This window comes from Paraburkholderia sp. DD10 (assembly GCF_049177125.1).
In the GTDB taxonomy this organism is placed as follows: Bacteria; Pseudomonadota; Gammaproteobacteria; order Burkholderiales; family Burkholderiaceae; genus Paraburkholderia; species Paraburkholderia terricola.
Window position 1 is genome coordinate 517,162 of the sequence record NZ_CP185392.1, and the last position, 17,625, is coordinate 534,786.

At 63.6% G+C, this 17,625-nt stretch carries 20 protein-coding genes; 11 read left to right on the forward strand and 9 right to left on the reverse strand.

Translation table 11 applies throughout. From position 1 onward, the window contains the following. Window positions 1–77 precede the first annotated feature (77 nt). Both ACOCG7_RS02425 and ACOCG7_RS02430 read right to left on the reverse strand, forming a co-directional pair. Window positions 78–866, reverse strand: a complete 789-nt coding sequence (locus ACOCG7_RS02425; protein WP_421376685.1) for a helix-turn-helix domain-containing protein — start codon at window positions 864–866, stop codon at window positions 78–80. 210 nt (window positions 867–1,076) lie between these two features. Further along, window positions 1,077–1,556, reverse strand: coding sequence for a universal stress protein (locus ACOCG7_RS02430; RefSeq protein WP_421376687.1), 480 nt, complete (start codon window positions 1,554–1,556; stop codon window positions 1,077–1,079). Window positions 1,557–1,844: 288 nt separating this feature from the next. Here ACOCG7_RS02430 and ACOCG7_RS02435 point away from each other — a divergent pair, with 288 nt between their 5' ends. Beyond that, complete coding sequence (locus ACOCG7_RS02435) at window positions 1,845–2,534, forward strand: FadR/GntR family transcriptional regulator (RefSeq protein WP_073431533.1); 690 nt, start codon at window positions 1,845–1,847, stop codon at window positions 2,532–2,534. Window positions 2,535–2,693: 159 nt separating this feature from the next. Here the strand turns inward: ACOCG7_RS02435 and ACOCG7_RS02440 are convergent, their stop codons facing one another. Beyond that, window positions 2,694–3,287 carry an acyl-homoserine-lactone synthase gene (locus ACOCG7_RS02440; RefSeq protein ID WP_073431532.1) on the reverse strand — a complete coding sequence of 198 codons (594 nt, stop codon included), beginning with the start codon at window positions 3,285–3,287 and terminating at the stop codon, window positions 2,694–2,696. 153 nt (window positions 3,288–3,440) lie between these two features. Here ACOCG7_RS02440 and ACOCG7_RS02445 point away from each other — a divergent pair, with 153 nt between their 5' ends. Further along, entirely contained in the window at window positions 3,441–3,758 is a 318-nt protein-coding gene (locus ACOCG7_RS02445) for a hypothetical protein (RefSeq protein ID WP_083082817.1), read from the forward strand. Here the strand turns inward: ACOCG7_RS02445 and ACOCG7_RS02450 are convergent. Further along, window positions 3,742–4,446, reverse strand: coding sequence for a helix-turn-helix transcriptional regulator (locus ACOCG7_RS02450; protein ID WP_114163937.1), 705 nt, complete (start codon window positions 4,444–4,446; stop codon window positions 3,742–3,744). The genes ACOCG7_RS02445 and ACOCG7_RS02450 overlap by 17 nt on opposite strands. A gap of 520 nt (window positions 4,447–4,966) precedes the next feature. Here ACOCG7_RS02450 and ACOCG7_RS02455 point away from each other — a divergent pair. From ACOCG7_RS02455 to ACOCG7_RS02480, 6 genes are all read left to right on the forward strand, one after another. Beyond that, window positions 4,967–5,902, forward strand: a complete 936-nt coding sequence (locus ACOCG7_RS02455; protein ID WP_114163936.1) for a dihydrodipicolinate synthase family protein — start codon at window positions 4,967–4,969, stop codon at window positions 5,900–5,902. A 63-nt stretch (window positions 5,903–5,965) separates the two neighbouring features. Next, window positions 5,966–6,904 (forward strand): SMP-30/gluconolactonase/LRE family protein, encoded by a 939-nt coding sequence (locus tag ACOCG7_RS02460; RefSeq protein WP_073432132.1) that lies wholly within the window; start codon window positions 5,966–5,968, stop codon window positions 6,902–6,904. A gap of 276 nt (window positions 6,905–7,180) precedes the next feature. Beyond that, window positions 7,181–8,350, forward strand: a complete 1,170-nt coding sequence (locus ACOCG7_RS02465) for an ABC transporter substrate-binding protein (protein WP_421376690.1) — start codon at window positions 7,181–7,183, stop codon at window positions 8,348–8,350. 115 nt (window positions 8,351–8,465) lie between these two features. Next, complete coding sequence (locus ACOCG7_RS02470) at window positions 8,466–9,545, forward strand: ABC transporter ATP-binding protein (protein WP_073432134.1); 1,080 nt, start codon at window positions 8,466–8,468, stop codon at window positions 9,543–9,545. After that, complete coding sequence (locus tag ACOCG7_RS02475) at window positions 9,542–10,420, forward strand: ABC transporter permease (RefSeq protein ID WP_073432135.1); 879 nt, start codon at window positions 9,542–9,544, stop codon at window positions 10,418–10,420. Before ACOCG7_RS02470 ends, ACOCG7_RS02475 begins: the two co-directional genes overlap by 4 nt. After that, window positions 10,420–11,349: an ABC transporter permease gene (locus ACOCG7_RS02480; RefSeq protein ID WP_083082811.1), complete on the forward strand. Its 930-nt coding sequence runs from the start codon at window positions 10,420–10,422 to the stop codon at window positions 11,347–11,349. Before ACOCG7_RS02475 ends, ACOCG7_RS02480 begins: the two co-directional genes overlap by 1 nt. Before the next feature lie 34 nt (window positions 11,350–11,383). On the opposite strand, the gene ACOCG7_RS02485 is transcribed toward ACOCG7_RS02480, so the two are convergent. Together ACOCG7_RS02485 and ACOCG7_RS02490 are read right to left on the reverse strand one after the other, a co-directional pair. Further along, window positions 11,384–11,989 carry a short chain dehydrogenase gene (locus ACOCG7_RS02485; protein WP_421376693.1) on the reverse strand — a complete coding sequence of 202 codons (606 nt, stop codon included), beginning with the start codon at window positions 11,987–11,989 and terminating at the stop codon, window positions 11,384–11,386. Between the two features lie 216 nt (window positions 11,990–12,205). Beyond that, a complete protein-coding gene (locus tag ACOCG7_RS02490) occupies window positions 12,206–12,655 on the reverse strand; it encodes a DUF3005 domain-containing protein (RefSeq protein WP_073432165.1) in 450 nt (149 codons plus the stop codon). A 345-nt stretch (window positions 12,656–13,000) separates the two neighbouring features. On the opposite strand from ACOCG7_RS02490, the gene ACOCG7_RS02495 reads away from it, so the two are divergent. From ACOCG7_RS02495 to ACOCG7_RS02505, 3 genes are all read left to right on the forward strand, one after another. Continuing rightward, the gene (locus tag ACOCG7_RS02495; protein ID WP_073432138.1) at window positions 13,001–13,234 is read left to right on the forward strand and encodes a hypothetical protein; all 234 of its coding nucleotides are present in this window, start codon (window positions 13,001–13,003) and stop codon (window positions 13,232–13,234) included. A gap of 131 nt (window positions 13,235–13,365) precedes the next feature. Next, window positions 13,366–14,292 carry a serine O-acetyltransferase EpsC gene (gene epsC, locus ACOCG7_RS02500; protein WP_073432139.1) on the forward strand — a complete coding sequence of 309 codons (927 nt, stop codon included), beginning with the start codon at window positions 13,366–13,368 and terminating at the stop codon, window positions 14,290–14,292. Between the two features lie 29 nt (window positions 14,293–14,321). Beyond that, window positions 14,322–15,122, forward strand: coding sequence for an AraC family transcriptional regulator (locus ACOCG7_RS02505; RefSeq protein ID WP_421376695.1), 801 nt, complete (start codon window positions 14,322–14,324; stop codon window positions 15,120–15,122). A gap of 3 nt (window positions 15,123–15,125) precedes the next feature. Here the strand turns inward: ACOCG7_RS02505 and ACOCG7_RS02510 are convergent, their stop codons facing one another. From ACOCG7_RS02510 to ACOCG7_RS02520, 3 genes are all read right to left on the reverse strand, one after another. Next, window positions 15,126–15,641 carry a metal-dependent hydrolase gene (locus tag ACOCG7_RS02510; RefSeq protein ID WP_421376697.1) on the reverse strand — a complete coding sequence of 172 codons (516 nt, stop codon included), beginning with the start codon at window positions 15,639–15,641 and terminating at the stop codon, window positions 15,126–15,128. A 141-nt stretch (window positions 15,642–15,782) separates the two neighbouring features. Then, window positions 15,783–16,139, reverse strand: a complete 357-nt coding sequence (locus ACOCG7_RS02515; RefSeq protein WP_084561516.1) for a sugar ABC transporter ATPase — start codon at window positions 16,137–16,139, stop codon at window positions 15,783–15,785. 284 nt (window positions 16,140–16,423) lie between these two features. Continuing rightward, on the reverse strand, window positions 16,424–17,575 hold the full coding sequence (locus tag ACOCG7_RS02520; RefSeq protein WP_073432143.1) for a porin: 1,152 nt from the start codon (window positions 17,573–17,575) through the stop codon (window positions 16,424–16,426). Between the last annotated feature and the right edge of the window lie 50 nt (window positions 17,576–17,625).

Consider the following 17,625-nt stretch of genomic DNA (forward strand, 5'->3'; position numbering starts at 1 on the left):
CCATGCCAAGGCGAAAGCGCGCCGAAAAAGCATGTGGACGGGGGTCCGGCGGCGCGAGCCAGTCCCCGGCTCGCGGCTCAGACCTGCCGCAATCCTTCGAAATCGACGATGCGGATGCGCTTGCCTTGCGTGTCGATCAGGCCACGCTTTTGAAATCTTGACAGGGTGCGGCTCACGGTTTCGAGCGTCATGCCGAGATAGCTGCCCATGTCCTCGCGCGTCATGCGCAAGTTGAATTCCGCCGATGAATAGCCCCGCTGCGCATTGCGCTCGGAAACGTCGAGCAGGAACGCGGCGACACGTTCGTCCGCCGACAGCGAACCGAGCACCATCATCTGCGCGGCCTCGCGCACGATCTGCTCGCCGAGCAGCTTATGCAAACGCTCCTGCATCGGGCCGCTTTCGCGGCACAACGATTTGAGCGCGTCGTACGGGACGATGCAAACGGTGCTGTCTTCGAGCGCGAGCGCGCTGCATGCATGCACGTCGTCGCTGATGCCGTCGAGACCGAGCGCCTCGCCCGCGATGCGCAGGCCGGTCACCTGATCGCGGCCGTCACGATGCGCCATGACGGTTTTCATCGAGCCGGAGCGCACGGCGTAAATGTTGTCGAAGCGGTCGCCGCTGCGATACAGCGCTTCGCCGCGCCGCACGGAGCGCGCGGCGCAGATCAGCGTTTCGAGCTTCGACAGTTCGGCGGACGACAAACCTTGGGGCATGCAGAGCTGCCGCATCGCACAGCTCGAACAGCGCGCGGCGGTGCGCGCGGTCGCCCTCGGCGGCGCGATGTGGCGGCCGCGCAGCGGCGATTGCGCGGCGGGTTCGGCACTGCCGATGGAGCGAGCAGCAACGGTGGGAGTCAGCATGTTCGGCAGCCATTGATCGGGATGACAACGGATTGTCCCACCGGCCATGCGCGCCGCTTAGCGGCAAAACGACGCGTTCGCACGGTCGGGTCGCTTGCGCGACGTCAGACTGTTTGGCGTCGCGAATTGCCGCGCGTCGTGAGAAGGCGGAGCTCGCGGCTCTAGCCGTCGACGCAGCGCCGCCGCACTCGTGATGCGCCGCGAAGCGCGTCACGACGCCGAGCCGGCTTCCTTGCTTTCCTTGGCCGCGGCGGATGGAATCAGCAGCACGGGCAAGCTCGCTTGCCGTACGCAACGCTCGGCCACGCTGCCGAGAATCAGACGCTGGAAACCGCGCCTGCCGTGCGTGCCCATCGCCAGCAGATCGGCGTTGAAATCGGCGGCCGCCTTCAGCACGACCGCGGAAACGTCGTCGAGCGACGACGCTTCGGTTACCACGAGTTCGCCCTTCACGCCTTGCGCGGCCATGAACCTGGCGAACTCCGCGCCGAGTTCCTTGCCTTCGTCGATGAGACGATTGCGCAGAACCGAAGGGTCGTAGCCCGGCGCTTCGAAGTACAACGGCGTGTTCTCGACCACATACAACGGCTGCAAAACCGCACCCGAGGATTTGGCGAGCGCGAGCGCTGCTTCGAACGCACGGCGCGAGGTCTGGCTGCCATCGACCGCTACAAGGATGCGTTGGTACATATCGACTCCGTGTCAGAAGGATTCGGATTGCCACAGCCGCTTGGCGGACCGGGCGGCTTGACGGTGCATGACCGCTTCGAGTTTTAATGATCGCTGAAAAACGGCCATGCGGCCGGATGTAAATCAAACACTTGTCAAATTCGACGACACCGCCGCCTGACGCGAGAGCGCCGTGCAGCAAGCACTGGCGGCCTTCATCGCAATCCATGACGCATATCGCCGGCTAGGGTGAAACATGATTTGCCTTACAATCAAAACCTACTCAGACAAGCTGCTTCAGCCCCGCTGATGAACGAGCGCAAAACGACGGGCTTGCCCGACAAAATCTACGGCGACATCCTCAATCGCATTCTCGAAGGCGAATACAAGGAAGGCGAACGGCTGCCCACCGAGCATGCGTTGGCCGAACGCTTTGCGACTTCGCGGCCGACCGTGCGCGAAGCCCTGGCGCGCTTGCGGGCGGACGGCATCATCATGACGCGGCATGGTTCGGGCACCACGGTCGCGCGGCGGCCCGATCCGGATGTGCGCCGTTTCGCGCCGCTCGAAACGCTGTCCGACATCCGCCGCTGCTATGAGTTTCGTATCGTGACGGAAGCGGGCGCGGCGGAGCAGGCGGCGCTCAAGGCCGACGCCGACGACATCGCCGCGATCCAGCACGCGTGGGAGCAACTGGAGCGCATCATCGAAACACGGGGTATCGGCGCAAAGGACGACTTCATGTTCCACCTGGCGGTGGCGCGCGCATCGAAGAATCCGTTTTTCATCACGGTCATGTCGTTTATCGAAGAGCAAATCGTGTTCAGCATGAACCTGTCGCGCAATCTGTCGCTCGTGAAAACGGTGGAGCGCCAACGGCTCGTGCAGGCCGAGCATATGGCGGTGCTCGACGCGATTCGCCGTAAGGACGCGCCCGCGGCCGGAAGGGCGATGCGGGCGCATCTCGAGAATGCGCTGGAGCGGATGTTCGGCTCCTAGGCTGGGACGTTCGCGTGCTTCACCGCAGTGTTGCGGGCGGAGCATGGAGCGGCACTGCGTCGCCGCACCACCGGGCCGTCCAGCTCCCGGCCCGGGGCGTGCGATTTGCCCGCTTGGTTGCCACCAAGCGGGCACGACCAAGCGGCCAACAAGCAGCCACTAAGCCGCGGCGGCGATCGGCCCGAACAGCGCGGTACGGGTTTTCGGACTCACCGCGATGTCCAGCGCGACGGCCCGCTCCACACCGATCTGCAACGGCGCGCCGAGCCGGCTGATCTCGATGCCGGTCTTGCGCAGCAGCCGTTCGATCGGCGTCGTCGTCACCGTGACGTAGCGCGTGATGCCCATGCGGTCCGCGAACGTGACGAGCTCGTGAATCGCCTGCATGGTCACATCGGCAAAGCCGAACGACTGCTCCTCGCCGCTGGTTTCGATCGCGAAGCGGCTCAGTTCCCAGATGTGCCTGCCGACCGGCGCCTCCGCGCCGTGCAGCAATTGCGGGAACGTGTCCTTGAGCATGTTGGGGCCTTCGGTGGGCATCAGGCGCCAACAGCCGCGCACCTGCCGGTCCTCGCCTTGAATCAGCATGTAATGCGGCCCGAGTGCGTCGTAGCCGTCTATTTCCATGCCCGCGATAGTGGGGATGTCCCATCCCAGACGCCCGTGAAAAACGCGGGCTCGTAGACGGTACATTTCGTTGATATCGGCGTTGTCGAATTCCTGCCGCATTCCAATCCGGATTGCTGTTTGCATGACGTTCTCCTGAACGTGTTGGGGTACCCAATACGCAGGAAAACTTATGCATTCTGAATCTTTGCGCTACCTACCTACCTGGATAGGTGTGCATGCTTATCGGATAACGCAGAATTCGAGACAGCATCTGCACATAACCGACGGGACACGACAATGGAACTCCTCGAAAATCACTGGAAACCGCAAACCGATATTCAAACGCGCCCCGCGCAGGCTCCCTCGGCCGTGGACCGCGTTTTGATCATTGCTTACCGCAAAAAGAAAAAAGAGAGCCAGCGCCGTTTCTGGGCGCGCTTCGGCGTAACGCAGTCGCGCGGCAGCCGGTTCGAATCGGGCGCTGAGATTCCGGCGCCGGTCTCGATCCTGCTGGGTCTGTACTTCACGAAAACCGTGTCCGACGCGGATCTCGGCCGGGCCGAACGGGTGCTGTATAGCCGCGACGCGGCCGCATTGTTCAACCCGGGTCAATAAGCCCGAGCTGCGCCGCAATCACGGCCGCCGCGCGGCGCGAATTCACACCGAATTTCGTCCTGATGTTTTTCATATGGAAGTTCACCACGGCTTCCGAACAGTTCAGGATGTGGGAGATTTCCCATGTGGATTTACCGCGCGCGGTCCATTTCAGACATTCACGTTCACGCGGCGTGAGTTTGGGCAATAAGGTCTGAGTGTGGGTATTCAAATGGCGCTGGGCGGTGTCGATCACCAGGTCGCGCAATAACACCAGGTTCGGCAACGCAACGTCGATATGACGCCAGAAGGCGTCGGTCGGGTTGCTGTCGTTGACGAAGCACATCATGCCGGCTTGCTGGTTGGGTCCGTGAATCGGCAAGGTCACCCCGGCACGCAGGCCATGCCCGCGAGCTTCCTCGTACATTGACTGCTGCTCGGCGGTAGTAAAAATGTCCGGCGACCAGATCAATGGCGTGGCGCGTGTCGCGCAATGGCTGACGGTCGGGTCGATGTGAGCCAGTCCCTGATCGTCATAGGCGCGGCGCCATGCCGGCGCATAGGTGCTGCGCACGTAAGCGTCTTCCAGGCGCATGGTCGGGCGCGGCAGCATCGCGATCAAAAGCCTGTCGAAACCCCATGTTTCGGCAAGGTCGACAATCGCGCTGAACCATTCCGCTTCGTCGACGGCGTTCTGCAGCGGCGCCATCTGCTCGATAAAGTGTAACGGCAATTTTCAACTCTCTCAGGCTCGCAACGTCCCGTTGCGGTTTAATTGCGGTACGGTATTCCGTCCGGCTGTTTTGTATTCACAATCTAACACTAAAAATAACTTCGCAAAGCCGACATCTAATGTGCATAAAGGCGTTGCGAGGGGCGGCCAGGGAGCGAATGAAACGCAGCCCATGCGAAATTCCCTGAACGCCACGACGATTCCGATAAAAGTGGTGAAACTCTTCGCGGCAACCGGTCTGTTTTTTCATCGGCCTGCATTATTAGCTAATTCAGGCTAATAACCCTCTTCATAATCGCGCGATACCTTCCCACTCGACATGTCGGATTTCGTTGCCCGTTTGCGGGGCTCCGTGTCCTTGGCCGCTCATTGTCATATAACGACGCGTTTCCGGCTTTGTCGCTGACCATTCTCAGATTCCTGCAAGTTGTTTGACAAATTTGCGGGCCCAATGCTAACTTCAATGCCCCTACCTGTTCACCGGGTTTGAGGCGCCATGAACGAATCTCCCATACTCGACAGTGAATTCGCCGCTTCGGTCATGGCCGTGCCGCCGCTGGCGCGCCGCGCCGACTACGCGCTCGATCCCGCCGCAAACCTGGCGCTGATTCGCCACATCGAAGCCGGCGGCGTGCGCACCTTGCTGTATGGCGGCAACGCGAATCTTTATCACGTCGCCGTCAGCGAATACCGCGACTTGCTCGATCTGCTCGCCGACGCCGCGAGCCCGGGCACGCGCGTGATCCCGGCAATCGGTCCCGACTACGGAAAAATGCTGGACCAGGCGCGCATCCTTGCGCAAAGCCGTTATCGGACGGCGATGGTGCTGCCGCTCGGCGGTTTCACGACCTCCGGGGGCGTCGAGGCGGGGCTGACGCGCATCGTCGACACGGCAGGCATTCCCCTCACGCTGTACATCAAGAACGAAGACTACGTCGAGGTCGACACGCTGGCGCGCATGGTCGACCGTGGCACGCTGCTGGCCGTGAAATACGCGATCGTGCGCGCCGATCCCGCGAACGATCCTTATCTGCGCCGCCTGCTGCAACAGGTGCCGGCCGCCAAAGTGGTGTCCGGCATGGGCGAGCGGCCGGCGCTCGTGCACGTGCGCGAGTTCGGTCTCGCCGCATGGACCACGGGTTCGGGATGCATCGCGCCGCGCATGGTCATGGCGTTGCTGCACGCCGTCAAGTCCGGCGATCGGGACACGGCGCAGCGTCTCCACGATGCCTTCCTGCCGCTCGAAACCTTGCGCGACGATATCTCGCTGATCCGCGTGCTGCACGACGCGGTCACGTTCTCGAAGATCGCCGACATGGGGCCGATTTTGCCGCTGCTCAGTTCGACGCCGCCCGAACATCATGCGAAGATCGAGCACGCCGCGCGGGAACTGCTTGCGTTGGAACGGCGGTTCGCACAAGCCGATGCATGACGGCGCCTCGCCACGCCCGCCCATGCCTGCCACACCATCAACCCGACACCAGAAAGCACCAGCATGACCGACAACAGCCGACGCTATCCCGATCCGTCCGTCCGCGTGCTCGATCCGCGCTTCAAGTCGCTGATCCTTGCCTCCGCTTCCGTCGAGTGTCTGTATCAAGGCACGCGCTGGTCCGAGGGGCCGGTCTGGTTCGGCGACGGCCGCTATCTGCTGTGGAGCGACATTCCGAACGACCGCATCCTGCGCTGGGACGAACCCAGCGGCACGGTCACGACCTATCGCCAGTCGTCGAACAACGCGAACGGCCATACGCGCGATCGCCAGGGCCGACTCGTCAGTTGCGAGCATCTGACGCGCCGCGTCACGCGCACCGAATACGACGGCTCGATCACCGTGCTCGCCGACCGTTATCGCGGCAAGCGCTTCAATTCGCCGAACGACGTCATCGTGAAGTCGGACGGCTCGATCTGGTTCACCGATCCGACCTTCGGCATTGACAGCTTTTACGAGGGCGAGCGGCAGGACTCGGAACTGCCGGCATGCGTGTATCGCATCGACGGCCAATCCGGTGAAGTCAGCGTGGTCGCCGACGGCGTGCTCGGACCCAACGGCCTCGCGTTTTCGCCGGACGAGTCGGTGCTGTACATCGTCGAGTCGCGCGGCGAGCCGCGCAAGATCCGCGCGTTCGACGTCGACGGCAACGGCCTGGCGCTGTCGAACAATCGCGTGCTGATCGACGCCGGCCCCGGCACGCCCGACGGCTTTCGCGTCGACGTGCACGGCAATCTGTGGTGCGGCTGGGGCATGGGCACCGACGAACTCGACGGCGTGCGCGTTTTCACGCCGCAAGGCGAGCCCATCGGCCACATTGCGTTGCCGGAACGCTGCGCGAATGTGTGCTTCGGCGGCCGCCATCGCAACCGGCTGTTCATGGCGGCAAGCCACGGGCTCTATTCGCTCTACGTCAACACGCAGGGCGTGCAAGGCGGCTGAGTTCGGCGCGCGTCGGCGCGCATCGACGCGCATCGACGACTTGCCTGACAAGTGCTCGTCAACGCCGGCCGCGGGCTTCGGGTTTGCCCTCGGATGACGCGCGCAAACCATTGAGCTAGAAGGATTCCAGCCACAATCCCACGATTTCGTGAGCAAATCGCCGCCGTGAGTATTTGCTTGACATCGGCAGTCCCGCTTCGCTATGTTCCTCTGGTAGATCACCGCCCGCAGCGCATCTGACCGGCGGACTTCCATACCAAGAAGCGAGGAGACGCAATGACTGTTTCACGCAGGTTGTCGCTCAAGCTGGTGTCCGTATGTGTCGCGGCGAGCGCCGCTTTCGCCTCCGCCGCGCACGCGGCCGATCCGGTCACGCTCAATATCGTCGACGTGGCGGGCGATCTTCAACTCACGCAAAAGGGTTTCGAGGCCTTCAAGGCGAAGTACCCGAACCTCGTCGCCAACATCACGTTCACGAACGCGCCCGCGCCGCAGTTGCCCGGCAAGATCAAGGCGATGCAGGCCGCGGGCCGCTCCGATATCGATCTCGTGCTCACCGGCACCGACGCGCTGGCGGCCGGCATCGAACAGGGTCTCTGGACGAAACTGCTGCCGGACAATGCGGCGGCTTTCCCCGGCGTGCTCGACAAATACGCGCCGGGTCCGCGCAAGATGCAGGATCTCGCGCAAGGCTACGGGCTCGAGGTCGCGTACATGCCGGCCGGTCCGCTGCTCGAATACAACCCCGCGAAAGTCAGCGATCCACCGAAAACGCCCGAGCAACTGCTGCAATGGTGCAAGGCGCATCCCGACAAGCTCATCTATGCGCGGCCGGCCAACTCCGGGCCCGGCCGCACGTTCCTGATGGGGCTGCCCTACGTGCTCGGCGACAAGGATCCGCAAGACCCGATTCACGGCTGGGACAAGACGTGGGCGTTCCTCAAGCAACTGAACGAATGCATCCCCTACTATCCGGGCGGCACCTCGGCGGTCATGAAGGAACTCGGCGAGGGCACGCGCGACATGACCGTCACGGTAACCGGCTGGGACATCAATCCTCGCGCGCTCGGCATCGTGCCGGCTGAATTCAGGGTGCAGGCGTTCGACAACATGACGTGGGTCAACGACGCGCACTTCATGGTGATTCCGAAGGGCGTGCCCAAGGAAAAGATCGAGGTGCTCTACAAGCTGATGAACTTCATGCTCGAACCCGCGCAGCAGGCCATGACCTATGACGATGGTTACTTCTATCCCGGTCCCGCGATCAAGGGCGTGACGGTCGAACAGGCGCCCGCGCGCAGCCAGGACGTGCTGAAGAAGTACGGCCGGCCGGAGTACGCGAAGCTGCTGGCGGAACGCCCGCACGTGTTGCCGCTGAATGCGAGCGCGATGGTCGCGGCATTCAGGAAGTGGGACACCGAAGTCGGCGCGCAGAAGACCAAGTAGTTCGCGCCGGGAGTCAGCGCTTCTATGTGTTTGCGCCGATGCGATCCGCGCAGCGCGCGTATCGCGCGTATGACGCGCATCACGACATCGCCAGGGAACCGCCAGGAAATTCGCCATGAAGCATCACTTTGAGCAGTTGCGGCTCGACGCCGTGAGCCGCAGTTTCACGAACGCGGAAGGCCAGGCCGTCGCGGCGCTGCAAGGGCTCGACCTCGACATCCGGCGTGGCGAATTCATCGCGTTGCTGGGGCCCTCCGGTTGCGGCAAGTCGACGGCGCTCAACTGCATCGCCGGCTTGCAGCCCTTGAGCGGCGGCGGCATCTGGCTCGACGACAAACGCATCGACGTCTTGCCGCCGGAAAAGCGCGGCTTCGGCATGGTGTTCCAGAACTACGCGTTGTTTCCGCATATGAGCGTGCTCGATAACGTCGGCTTCGGTTTGAAAATGCGCGGCGTCGGCAGGAGCGAAACCATGCGCCGCGCGCGCGAAGCGTTGCAACTCGTGCAACTGGTCGGGCATGAACGCAAGCTGCCCGGTCAATTGTCCGGCGGCCAGCAGCAGCGCGTGGCGATTGCGCGCGCGATCGTGATCGAGCCGCCGCTCATTCTGATGGACGAACCGCTGTCGAATCTCGACACCAAACTGCGCATTGAAATGCGCGCCGAGATTCGCCGCATCCATAGTCAGCTCGAACGCGCGACGCTCTACGTGACGCACGATCAGGACGAAGCGCTTTCCATGGCCGATCGCATCGTCGTGATGAAAGAGGGCGTGGTGCAGCAGATCGCCACGCCGAAAGAGGTCTATACGCGCCCGCAGAATCTGCATGTCGCGCGTTTCATGGGCTACCGCAACGTGGCCGATTTCATGCTCGAAGGCACGCAAGGCGAGGGCGTCGCGGTGAGCGCGAACGGCGTGCGCCTGATCGGCACGCCGATGGCCGGCTTCGACAGCAAGCGCGTGAGCGTCGCGCTGCGTCCCGAGGATATGGAGCGCGCGGCGCCCGGCGCGGAAAACGCTTTCGATGCGCTCGTGACCACCGTCGAATACGGCGGCCGCGATTCGCTGCTGCGCGTGAAAACCGCGTTCGGCGATTTGTGGGCGCGCGTTGGCGGCGAATTCCAGGAGGGCGAGCGAATCAGCCTGCGCGTGCCGCCGTCGCGCACGCTCGTCTACGAAGGAGAGGCTGCATGAACACGCCCACGCTGTCGCCGCCGCTCGCGCCGCGCGACGCCAAGGCGTGGCTCGTCGCGCCGGCGCTGATCTTCATCGTCGCATTGTTCATTTACCCGTTCGCATATGGGCTGATCCTGTCGTTCCAGCCGATGAACGGCAGTGGACCGTGGGCCAACTATCTGACGTTCTTTACCGACACGTCGATGTGGCCGACGATCATCGTCACGCTCAAGCTCGCCGTGCCCGCCACGCTCATCAACGTCGGCGTGTCGGTTCCGGTCGCGTTCGCGCTGCGCCGCCACTCCCGTTATCAGAAGTTCATCACCACCTTGCTGGTGATTCCGGTGACGCTCGGCACCGTGCTGATCGCCGACGGCATGCTCACGTACTTCGGTCCGAACGGCTGGTTTCCGCAGGCGTTGCAGGGCCTGCATCTCTATACGAGCGAAGTGCGGCTCACGCATAACTTCTGGGGCGTGCTGATCTCGCTGATCGTGTCGGGGTTCCCATTCGCGTTTCTGCTGACGCTGTCTTATGTGACCGGCATCGACCCCACGCTCGCGAGCGCGGCGGCGACGCTCGGCGCAAGTCCGTGGCAGCAGTTTCGCCGCATCTATTTGCCGCTGCTCGTGCCGGGCTTGACGATGGCCGCGTGCCTGTCGTTCGTGCAGGCGTTCTCGGTGTTTCCGTCGGCGGTGCTGCTCGGCGCGCCCGCCGGCCCGACGCGCGTGATGTCGATCGCCGCGGCCGAAGCCGCATTCGAAAGCTACGACTATTCGCTCGCCTCCGCGATCGCGATGGTGATGGGCTTCGTGCAATTGCTGGTGGTGGTCGCGATGCTCGGCGCGCGCCGCTTCTTCTACAGCGGTCCGGTAACGGGAGGCAAGGGCTGATGACGACCGATCGCCAAGCGGCGCACGCTTCCTGGTCCACGTCCGCATCGAAGGAACACGACGACGGCGCCCGCCAGCCCGGCAAACGCGCGAAGCAGCGCGCCAGCGTGCCGGGGCGTGTGTGGCGCGTGCTGGTGTGGGGCGCGATGCTGTTCTTCCTCGTCAACGTGGTGTTGCTGATCGCAACCGTCGCGGTGAACTCGGTGGCGACGCGCTGGTTCGGCACCCTGTTGCCGCAAGGCTTCACCCTGCATTGGTATGCGCAGGCGTGGAGCGATTTTCAGTTGGCGAGCGTGTTGTGGGTCACGGTCGAAGTGGTCGGCGCGGTGGTGCTGCTGTCGGTGCTGCTCGGCGTGCCCGCGGCCTACGCGCTGGCTCGCGTGCAATTTCCGGGCAAGCGCACGGCGATGCTGATCTTCCTGCTGCCGTTGATGGTGCCGCCCGTCACCTACGGCATTCCGATGGCGACGGTGATGTACAAGATCGGCCTGGCCGGCACGCTCTCCGGTGTGATTCTTGCGAACCTCGTGCCGGCGCTGCCGTTCGTGATTCTGGTGATGACGCCGTTCATCGAACAGATCGATCCCAATCTCGAAGCGGCGGCGCGTATTTTCGGGGCCAACACGTTCCGCTATTTCCGCTACGTGCTGCTGCCGCTGCTGGTGCCCGGCATGCTCGCGGCCGCGCTGCTGGTGTTGGTGCGCACCATCGGCATGTTCGAACTGACGTTCTTCACGGCGGGGCCGGCGACGCAAACGCTCGTGGTCGCGTTGTACTACGCGGTGTTTTCAACCGGGGTGCGAGCGCCGCAATCGATCGACGCGATGGCGATGATCTACATGGCGATCACGTTGATCTGGGTGCTGATCGCCCTGCAATTCGTGAGCCCGACGCAAATCGTCTCGCGCGTGAAGGAGCAGAAGCACTGAAACGCTCAACGCTTCATGCGGCACGCACTCGCATTCAATAGCCCACGCGATACACCCGGCCCGTCTGCGCGCCCTCCACGCTGCGCAGATAGGCCAGCGCCGCGCGTTGCGCCGTCACCGGTTCGAAGCCGCGAAAGTAGGGCGCGTAAGCGTCGAGCGATTCGGTCAGCACGGTCGGGCTGACCACGTTGATGCGAATGCCGCGCGGCAGTTCGATCGCCGCGCCGCGCACGAAGCCTTCGAGCGCCTGGTTGACGGTGGTGGCGTTCGCACCCAGGCGAATCGGCTCGTCGCCGACAATGCCGCTCGTCAGCGTGAACGAGCCGCCGTCGTTCACGTATTGCTGGGCGGCCAGCACCACGTTGATCTGGCCCATCAGCTTGTCGCGCAGGCCGATCCAGAACTGTTCGATGCTCATCTCCGGTAAGGGACCGAAATGCAGCTTGCCGGTGGTGGTGACCACGCCGTCCACCTTGCCGATCTCGCGAAAGAGCCGCTCGATGCTCGCCGGATCGGTGCTGTCGACGCGGTGCGTGCCGCGCGTCGCGCCTGCTTCGATGACTTCGTGGCGCGCCTTGAGTTCCGCGCTCACTGCCTGGCCAAGCGTGCCGGTGGCGCCGATCACGACGATCTTTTTCATTGACTGCTCCGCTGAGGGTTAACGTGGGGTCGATTGTGCGGGCAGCCGCTCGCAAGAAAAAGCCGCGTGCATGCGCAGGTCTTGCAACCCCCGGTTTCTAATCGGGCCAGGCGCGCGCCATTATTCAAACGATGCGCGCCAACGATGCACGCCGACGATTCGCTGATTAACGGGCGCGTGCGCCGGAATTCAAACGCGCCGTTGAAACGCGAACACTCATTTCACCCGGTGTAACTCGATCACTCGCGTGGGGCGCAGATGATTAAGAGCGTAATGAATGCGGCCGCGCTCGTCGCGGCTGCCGGCCTCGCGCGGCTCGTCGAACCGGGGATCGGCCGAATGGGGACCCTGCGGCTCGACCATGCCTTTGTCGATGACCGTATAGCCCGGTTCGAGCGCGAGCAGCAGATGATTGCCGCCGACGCGGCTGTCGAAGCCGGCCATGCCGTCGTGCGCCTCGGGCACGCTGTTGGTGAGCGTCGCGTTGCTCATGGTGATTTCATCGGCCGCGATCGGGCCATAGCCGGCGAGGCGGGCGGCTTCGTAGTTCTTGCCGTCGGTGTCCACCGTGCTGTCGTGCGTGCGATCGTTGTGCAGCTCCGCCGTGCGCGGACCGACGTGCGGTTGCCTGGTCGTCTCCGCTGGTTTGTCGATATCGCTGTTCATCATGCATTCTCCTTGAAGAGGACATGGTCGAAGCACAGCAAAACCCATTCCGGTTGGCGCAATGCTTTAACGCTGAAGTCGCATCGCGGCGTTCGTCGCGATTCAATGTGATGGGCATTTCACATGGCGATTGCGTCCGGGATTCTTTTCGTTTTTTTTAATGGACGCGTATTTTCTACAGAGTATGATCTTACTCCGACGAGCGAAGCGCGGTCGCATTGGCTATATTTTTTCCGGTACGTTCCACATCATCGGCACGGATGTGCATGAACGGAACAAGCGACAAACACCGGCGAAAGCGCAGCGCTACTCAAACATTTACGGGGCCGTCAGGGCGGGTGACACATGCACTTCGATGCTGCATTCACACATCGCGGCTATTTGCTGAATTGCGCGCCGGCGCGCGCGGTCGATGGCACGTGGCAACCGTATGTGGTCATCTCCCGGTCGAGCGACGGCGAACTGGTCGCCAACCGTTTCTTTCCTCAAGACTTGCGTTTTCCTGACGAAGCCGCCGCCATCGCCCACGCCCGCGATTGGGCCGTGCGCTGGATCGACGCGAGCAGCGTGACGATCTGAGCGCCTCCGGCAGGCGAACACTCGCAAGGCGGGCGGCAGCGCGCATGCGGGGCCGCGCGAGCCGCCCTAAAACGCGGTAATCTCTCGGGACAATCACTCCGAACCGTGCCTTCGCACGGCGCTGTCCTTCTATGCCTAACGTGCCTTCCCATGACTGGGGTCTCGAACAGATCGTCGCCGACCTGCGCGCGTCGCGTGAGGAATTGCATCGCACGCGGCATCCGCTGGGCATTCGCGAACTGCCGTCGCGCGAAGCGGTGGTCAGCATCGTCACCGGCCTGCGCGCGGCGCTGTTCCCCACGCACTACGGCGCCCCCGATCTGACTGACGAAACCGTCGACTACTACGTCGGCCACACGCTCGAGAGCACCTTGCGCCTGCTCGCCGAGCAGATCCGGCGCGCCCTGCGATTCCTGCCGGAGTTCGCCGGAACGCCCGACGCCGAACTCAAGGAGCGCGCATTCAACGTCGCGCGCGAATTCGCCACGCAGTTGCCGGGCATCCGCGCGCTGCTGGTCAGCGACATTCAGGCGGCCTTCACCGGCGACCCGGCCGCGCAGCACATCACCGAAATTCTGCTGTGCTACCCCGGCGTGTGGGCGATGACGCACCACCGCCTCGCGCACGCGCTGCATCGCCTCGGCGTGCCCTTGCTGGCACGTTTCATCAACGAGATCGCGCATTCGGCAACCGGCATCGACATTCACCCCGGCGCGACCATCGGGCCGAGCTTTTTCATCGACCACGGCACGGGCGTGGTGATCGGCGAAACGGCGATCATCGGCGAGCGCGTGCGGGTGTACCAGGCGGTGACGCTCGGCGCGAAGAGCTTCGCCGCGGATCTCGACGGCGCGCTGATCAAGGGCAACGCGCGTCATCCGATCGTCGAGGACGACGTGGTGATTTATGCAGGCGCCACGATACTTGGCCGCGTGACGATCGGGCGCGGCTCGGTGATCGGCGGCAACGTGTGGCTCACGCACAGCGTGCCGCCGGGCAGCAGCGTGTCGCAAGGCAAGGTCCGCGAAGGCGAGCGGACCGACGAGGGGCGTCAGTGATGCAGGGCCCGGCGCGCGGCCGCGTTCACATGCCTCGCTGCGCGATTAGCGGCGTCGAGGCGACCGTGGCGCAAACGGCGCACGCGTTTCCGCGTCATTCGCACGACAGTTTCGGCGTGGGCGTGATCGTCAGCGGCGGGCATCGGTCGGCGAGCGGGCGCGGCATGGTGGAAGCGCGCGCGAACGACGCGATCATGGTCAATCCCGGCGAGGTGCACGACGGCAGTCCGCTCGACGAGCGTGGCCGCGCATGGCGCATGTTGTACTTCGAGCCGTCGCTGCTGGCCGGCGTCGCTCGTGAGCTGACCGGCGCGGCGGCGCGCGAGATCGAACTCACGCAGCCGGTGGCGCATGATCCGCTGCTGAAACGTCTGTTCGAGCGGCTGTTCGCCGTTGCCGTGGAAGCGCCGCAAGTGCCGGACGATCTGATGCGCGAGGAAGCATTGCTCGAACTGCTCGGGCATCTGGTGCGAGCGCATGCGACGCACCCGGCAGGTTCAGCGTCGACCCGTTTGCTCGGGCCGGTCGCGCGAGCAAAAGCGCGCATCGACGACGATCCGTCGTCACCGCTCACGCTTGCCGATCTCGCCGCCGATACCGGCATGAGCCGCTTTCAGTTGCTGCGAGCCTTTGCGCATGAGATGGGGTTGCCGCCGCACACGTACCGGATGCAGCGGCGAGTGGTGCTGGCGAGGCAGTTGATCGCGCGCGGCGCGACCCTTGCCGACGCGGCGGCTTCGGCGGGTTTCGCCGATCAGAGTCACATGACGAGGGCGTTCGTGAGGCTGTTGGGCGTGACGCCCGCCAACTATGCGGCCGCCATGCGGTAACGCCTAGCCGATTCTCAGATGCCGCAGCAAGGCCGCCGCCTGTGCGCCAGGCAACCAGGTGTGCGCGCCGACAAACCATGCCGCGACCCACGAAGCGCCCACCACGATCAAATCGCAGCGACCGCTATTCCACAGGTTGAGCGAATGCCGCCCGGCAATCCACGGCACGCCCAGGGGATTCGGCCAATCCGCGAGCAAATGCATCAAGCCGCCGCAAGCGAAGCCGAACGCCGGCGCGGCATAGAGCGAATGCCCGAGCCAGTGATAGGAAACCGCGAGCAGCGCGAGCCATCCGAGGCCCCAATGCGTCAACGTGCGATGCGTGATCCACAGCCGCCGCGCCCGCGACCACCACGCCACTTCCAGCCAATCCGGCGCCGTGCTTCCCGCCATCCCGGCGATAAAGCTCAGCAACACGCCGATATGAAACGAACCGCCGCCGCCGATGCGCGCGACAATGGCCGCCGCGATGACGCCGGCTGCAAAACCGGTTGCGTGATGTGCTTTGCTGGATGCCATCGAACTCGCGGCACGGCGCCGCCGCATAAAAGACCAGGGGCGGCTATGTTCGCAGATGAGCGGATAAAAAAATAGCCGACACGCCAGATTTAAATTGGCGTATCGGCGTGGCCTTCAAAACATCGTGCTGTGGTGCAAACGTCAGGTGGCGCAGCGCGCGATGCTGAAGCGCATTTCCGGTTCCGGCGGATCATCCGGCGCATTCGCGGGGTGCGTCACCTTGACGACCGAACCGGCGTTCAACGGCGTCAACGTGACGAAGTACGAGTTGTTCGAGTCGGAGCCGACCGCGATCTCGGTTGCTCCGCCTACGCGCGACATACGCACACGCGACAAACGGCTTTCAAGGCAATTGGCGATATAGGCCGGGGCGCGCGGCGAGGATACGTAGATCATCGGTTGCGACGCATCGTGAGCGGTGGGGCCGCTGGAAGAACCGCAGGCAGCGAGTGAGGCGATCACGGCGGCAGCGGCAACAGGCAGAAGAAGTCTTTTCATGGTTCGGTCGTCGGCGTCCCCGGTGGTGCATGGGAACCTGGTGCGCGGGCGAAGCGCGACGCGATTTGAAACAACGCCATGCTTCGCGACGAAGCCGCCGTTCCGCCGCAACGAACTCGCGGCAAGGAAGGCAGCCGGACCAGTATACCGATCGCACGCTTGCGGCGTCACCCTTGCCGCGTCGAAACGCGGTCCCATGAAAAAACCCGCGCGCGATTATGTCGCGCGCGGGTTTGCTTGCCAGGCGGATGGATATCCGCCTCGCACTTGCCAAACGAAAGAACCTAGAAGCGGTGACGCAGGCCCACAGCCGCGGCAACCTGATTGCCGGTCGAGGAAGGCGCCAGCGTGTTGATTGCCGCCACGTTCGAACCGAAGTTGCCGAGTTCGCCGGATGCATGCTGATACACGCCTTCCACATACACGTCGGTACGCTTGCTCAGCGAGTAGTCGCCTTGCAGCGACACCGTGTGCCACTTCGGATCGCCCGAGCCGTTCGAACCGGACAGCTTGCCGTCGGTGAACGTGTAGGCAGCAGCGAGGCTCAATGCCGGCGTCAGCGCATAACGGCCGTTCACTTCATAGTTGTCCAGGTGCAGGTTCGTGCCCGCGATGCCAGGCAGCGTCGTGCCGCCGACGTTCACGCCGCTGATGCCGTCGAGTTGCGTATGCGTGTACACGAAACCTGCCGTTGCCGGGCCGTACGTGTAGTTGATGCCCGCGCCATAGGTGCGTTGCAGATCCGCTGCGATCGCCGCGGTGCCGTCGCCTTGCGAGACGGCGCCGCTCAGGTTCGAACTGCCGGACTTGTTCAGTTGCAGGTAAGCCGCGGCGAAGCTCAACGGGCCGTTATCGTACGAGGCGCCGGCGCTCCACGCGCGGTTGTTCGAGAACTGGCCGGCCGAATTGCTGAAGCCGTACAGGCCACCGAACTTGAGGCCCGCGTAGTTCGCGCTCGTGTACTTCACGGCGTTCTTGATCGAGAACGAGTTGTCCAGATTGTCGTTGTCGAACGGATGAGCGGCCAGGTTGTTGCCGTAGCCCGCGCCCGCTTCCGACAACGGCGCGAGGTAATCGACCACGGAATCGTATTGACGGCCGAGCGTCAACGCGCCGTACTGATCGCTCTTCAGGCCGACGTAAGCCTGGCGATTGAACATCGTGCTGTTTTCCGAAAACTGGCCGTTGTTCAGGTTGAAGCCGCTTTCCAACGTGAAGATCGCGTGCAGACCGCCGCCGAGATCTTCGCTGCCGCGCAGGCCGAAGTAGGTGTTCGACACCGAACCGCTACCTTGTTGCCAATTGCTGTGGCCGCCCTGGTTGTTCGAGTACACCAGACCGGCGTCCAACGTGCCGTACAGCGTGACGCTGCTTTGTGCATGAGCGGTGATGGCAAACGCGCCCATGAGGCTTGCTGCGATGAGGGTTTTTTTCATGTTGAGATAACTCCGGGACAGTGCATAGAGAATCGCATTCCAGTGCTTAT

Coding starts and splice junctions, on each gene's coding strand:
- ACOCG7_RS02425 (WP_421376685.1), bottom strand. CDS start 866: ATGCTGACTCCCACCGTTGCTGCTCGCTCCATCGGCAGTGCCGAACCC.
- ACOCG7_RS02430 (WP_421376687.1), bottom strand. CDS start 1,556: ATGTACCAACGCATCCTTGTAGCGGTCGATGGCAGCCAGACCTCGCGC.
- ACOCG7_RS02435 (WP_073431533.1), top strand. CDS start 1,845: ATGAACGAGCGCAAAACGACGGGCTTGCCCGACAAAATCTACGGCGAC.
- ACOCG7_RS02440 (WP_073431532.1), bottom strand. CDS start 3,287: ATGCAAACAGCAATCCGGATTGGAATGCGGCAGGAATTCGACAACGCC.
- ACOCG7_RS02445 (WP_083082817.1), top strand. CDS start 3,441: ATGGAACTCCTCGAAAATCACTGGAAACCGCAAACCGATATTCAAACG.
- ACOCG7_RS02450 (WP_114163937.1), bottom strand. CDS start 4,446: ATGGCGCCGCTGCAGAACGCCGTCGACGAAGCGGAATGGTTCAGCGCG.
- ACOCG7_RS02455 (WP_114163936.1), top strand. CDS start 4,967: ATGAACGAATCTCCCATACTCGACAGTGAATTCGCCGCTTCGGTCATG.
- ACOCG7_RS02460 (WP_073432132.1), top strand. CDS start 5,966: ATGACCGACAACAGCCGACGCTATCCCGATCCGTCCGTCCGCGTGCTC.
- ACOCG7_RS02465 (WP_421376690.1), top strand. CDS start 7,181: ATGACTGTTTCACGCAGGTTGTCGCTCAAGCTGGTGTCCGTATGTGTC.
- ACOCG7_RS02470 (WP_073432134.1), top strand. CDS start 8,466: ATGAAGCATCACTTTGAGCAGTTGCGGCTCGACGCCGTGAGCCGCAGT.
- ACOCG7_RS02475 (WP_073432135.1), top strand. CDS start 9,542: ATGAACACGCCCACGCTGTCGCCGCCGCTCGCGCCGCGCGACGCCAAG.
- ACOCG7_RS02480 (WP_083082811.1), top strand. CDS start 10,420: ATGACGACCGATCGCCAAGCGGCGCACGCTTCCTGGTCCACGTCCGCA.
- ACOCG7_RS02485 (WP_421376693.1), bottom strand. CDS start 11,989: ATGAAAAAGATCGTCGTGATCGGCGCCACCGGCACGCTTGGCCAGGCA.
- ACOCG7_RS02490 (WP_073432165.1), bottom strand. CDS start 12,655: ATGAACAGCGATATCGACAAACCAGCGGAGACGACCAGGCAACCGCAC.
- ACOCG7_RS02495 (WP_073432138.1), top strand. CDS start 13,001: ATGCACTTCGATGCTGCATTCACACATCGCGGCTATTTGCTGAATTGC.
- epsC (WP_073432139.1), top strand. CDS start 13,366: ATGCCTAACGTGCCTTCCCATGACTGGGGTCTCGAACAGATCGTCGCC.
- ACOCG7_RS02505 (WP_421376695.1), top strand. CDS start 14,322: ATGCCTCGCTGCGCGATTAGCGGCGTCGAGGCGACCGTGGCGCAAACG.
- ACOCG7_RS02510 (WP_421376697.1), bottom strand. CDS start 15,641: ATGGCATCCAGCAAAGCACATCACGCAACCGGTTTTGCAGCCGGCGTC.
- ACOCG7_RS02515 (WP_084561516.1), bottom strand. CDS start 16,139: ATGAAAAGACTTCTTCTGCCTGTTGCCGCTGCCGCCGTGATCGCCTCA.
- ACOCG7_RS02520 (WP_073432143.1), bottom strand. CDS start 17,575: ATGAAAAAAACCCTCATCGCAGCAAGCCTCATGGGCGCGTTTGCCATC.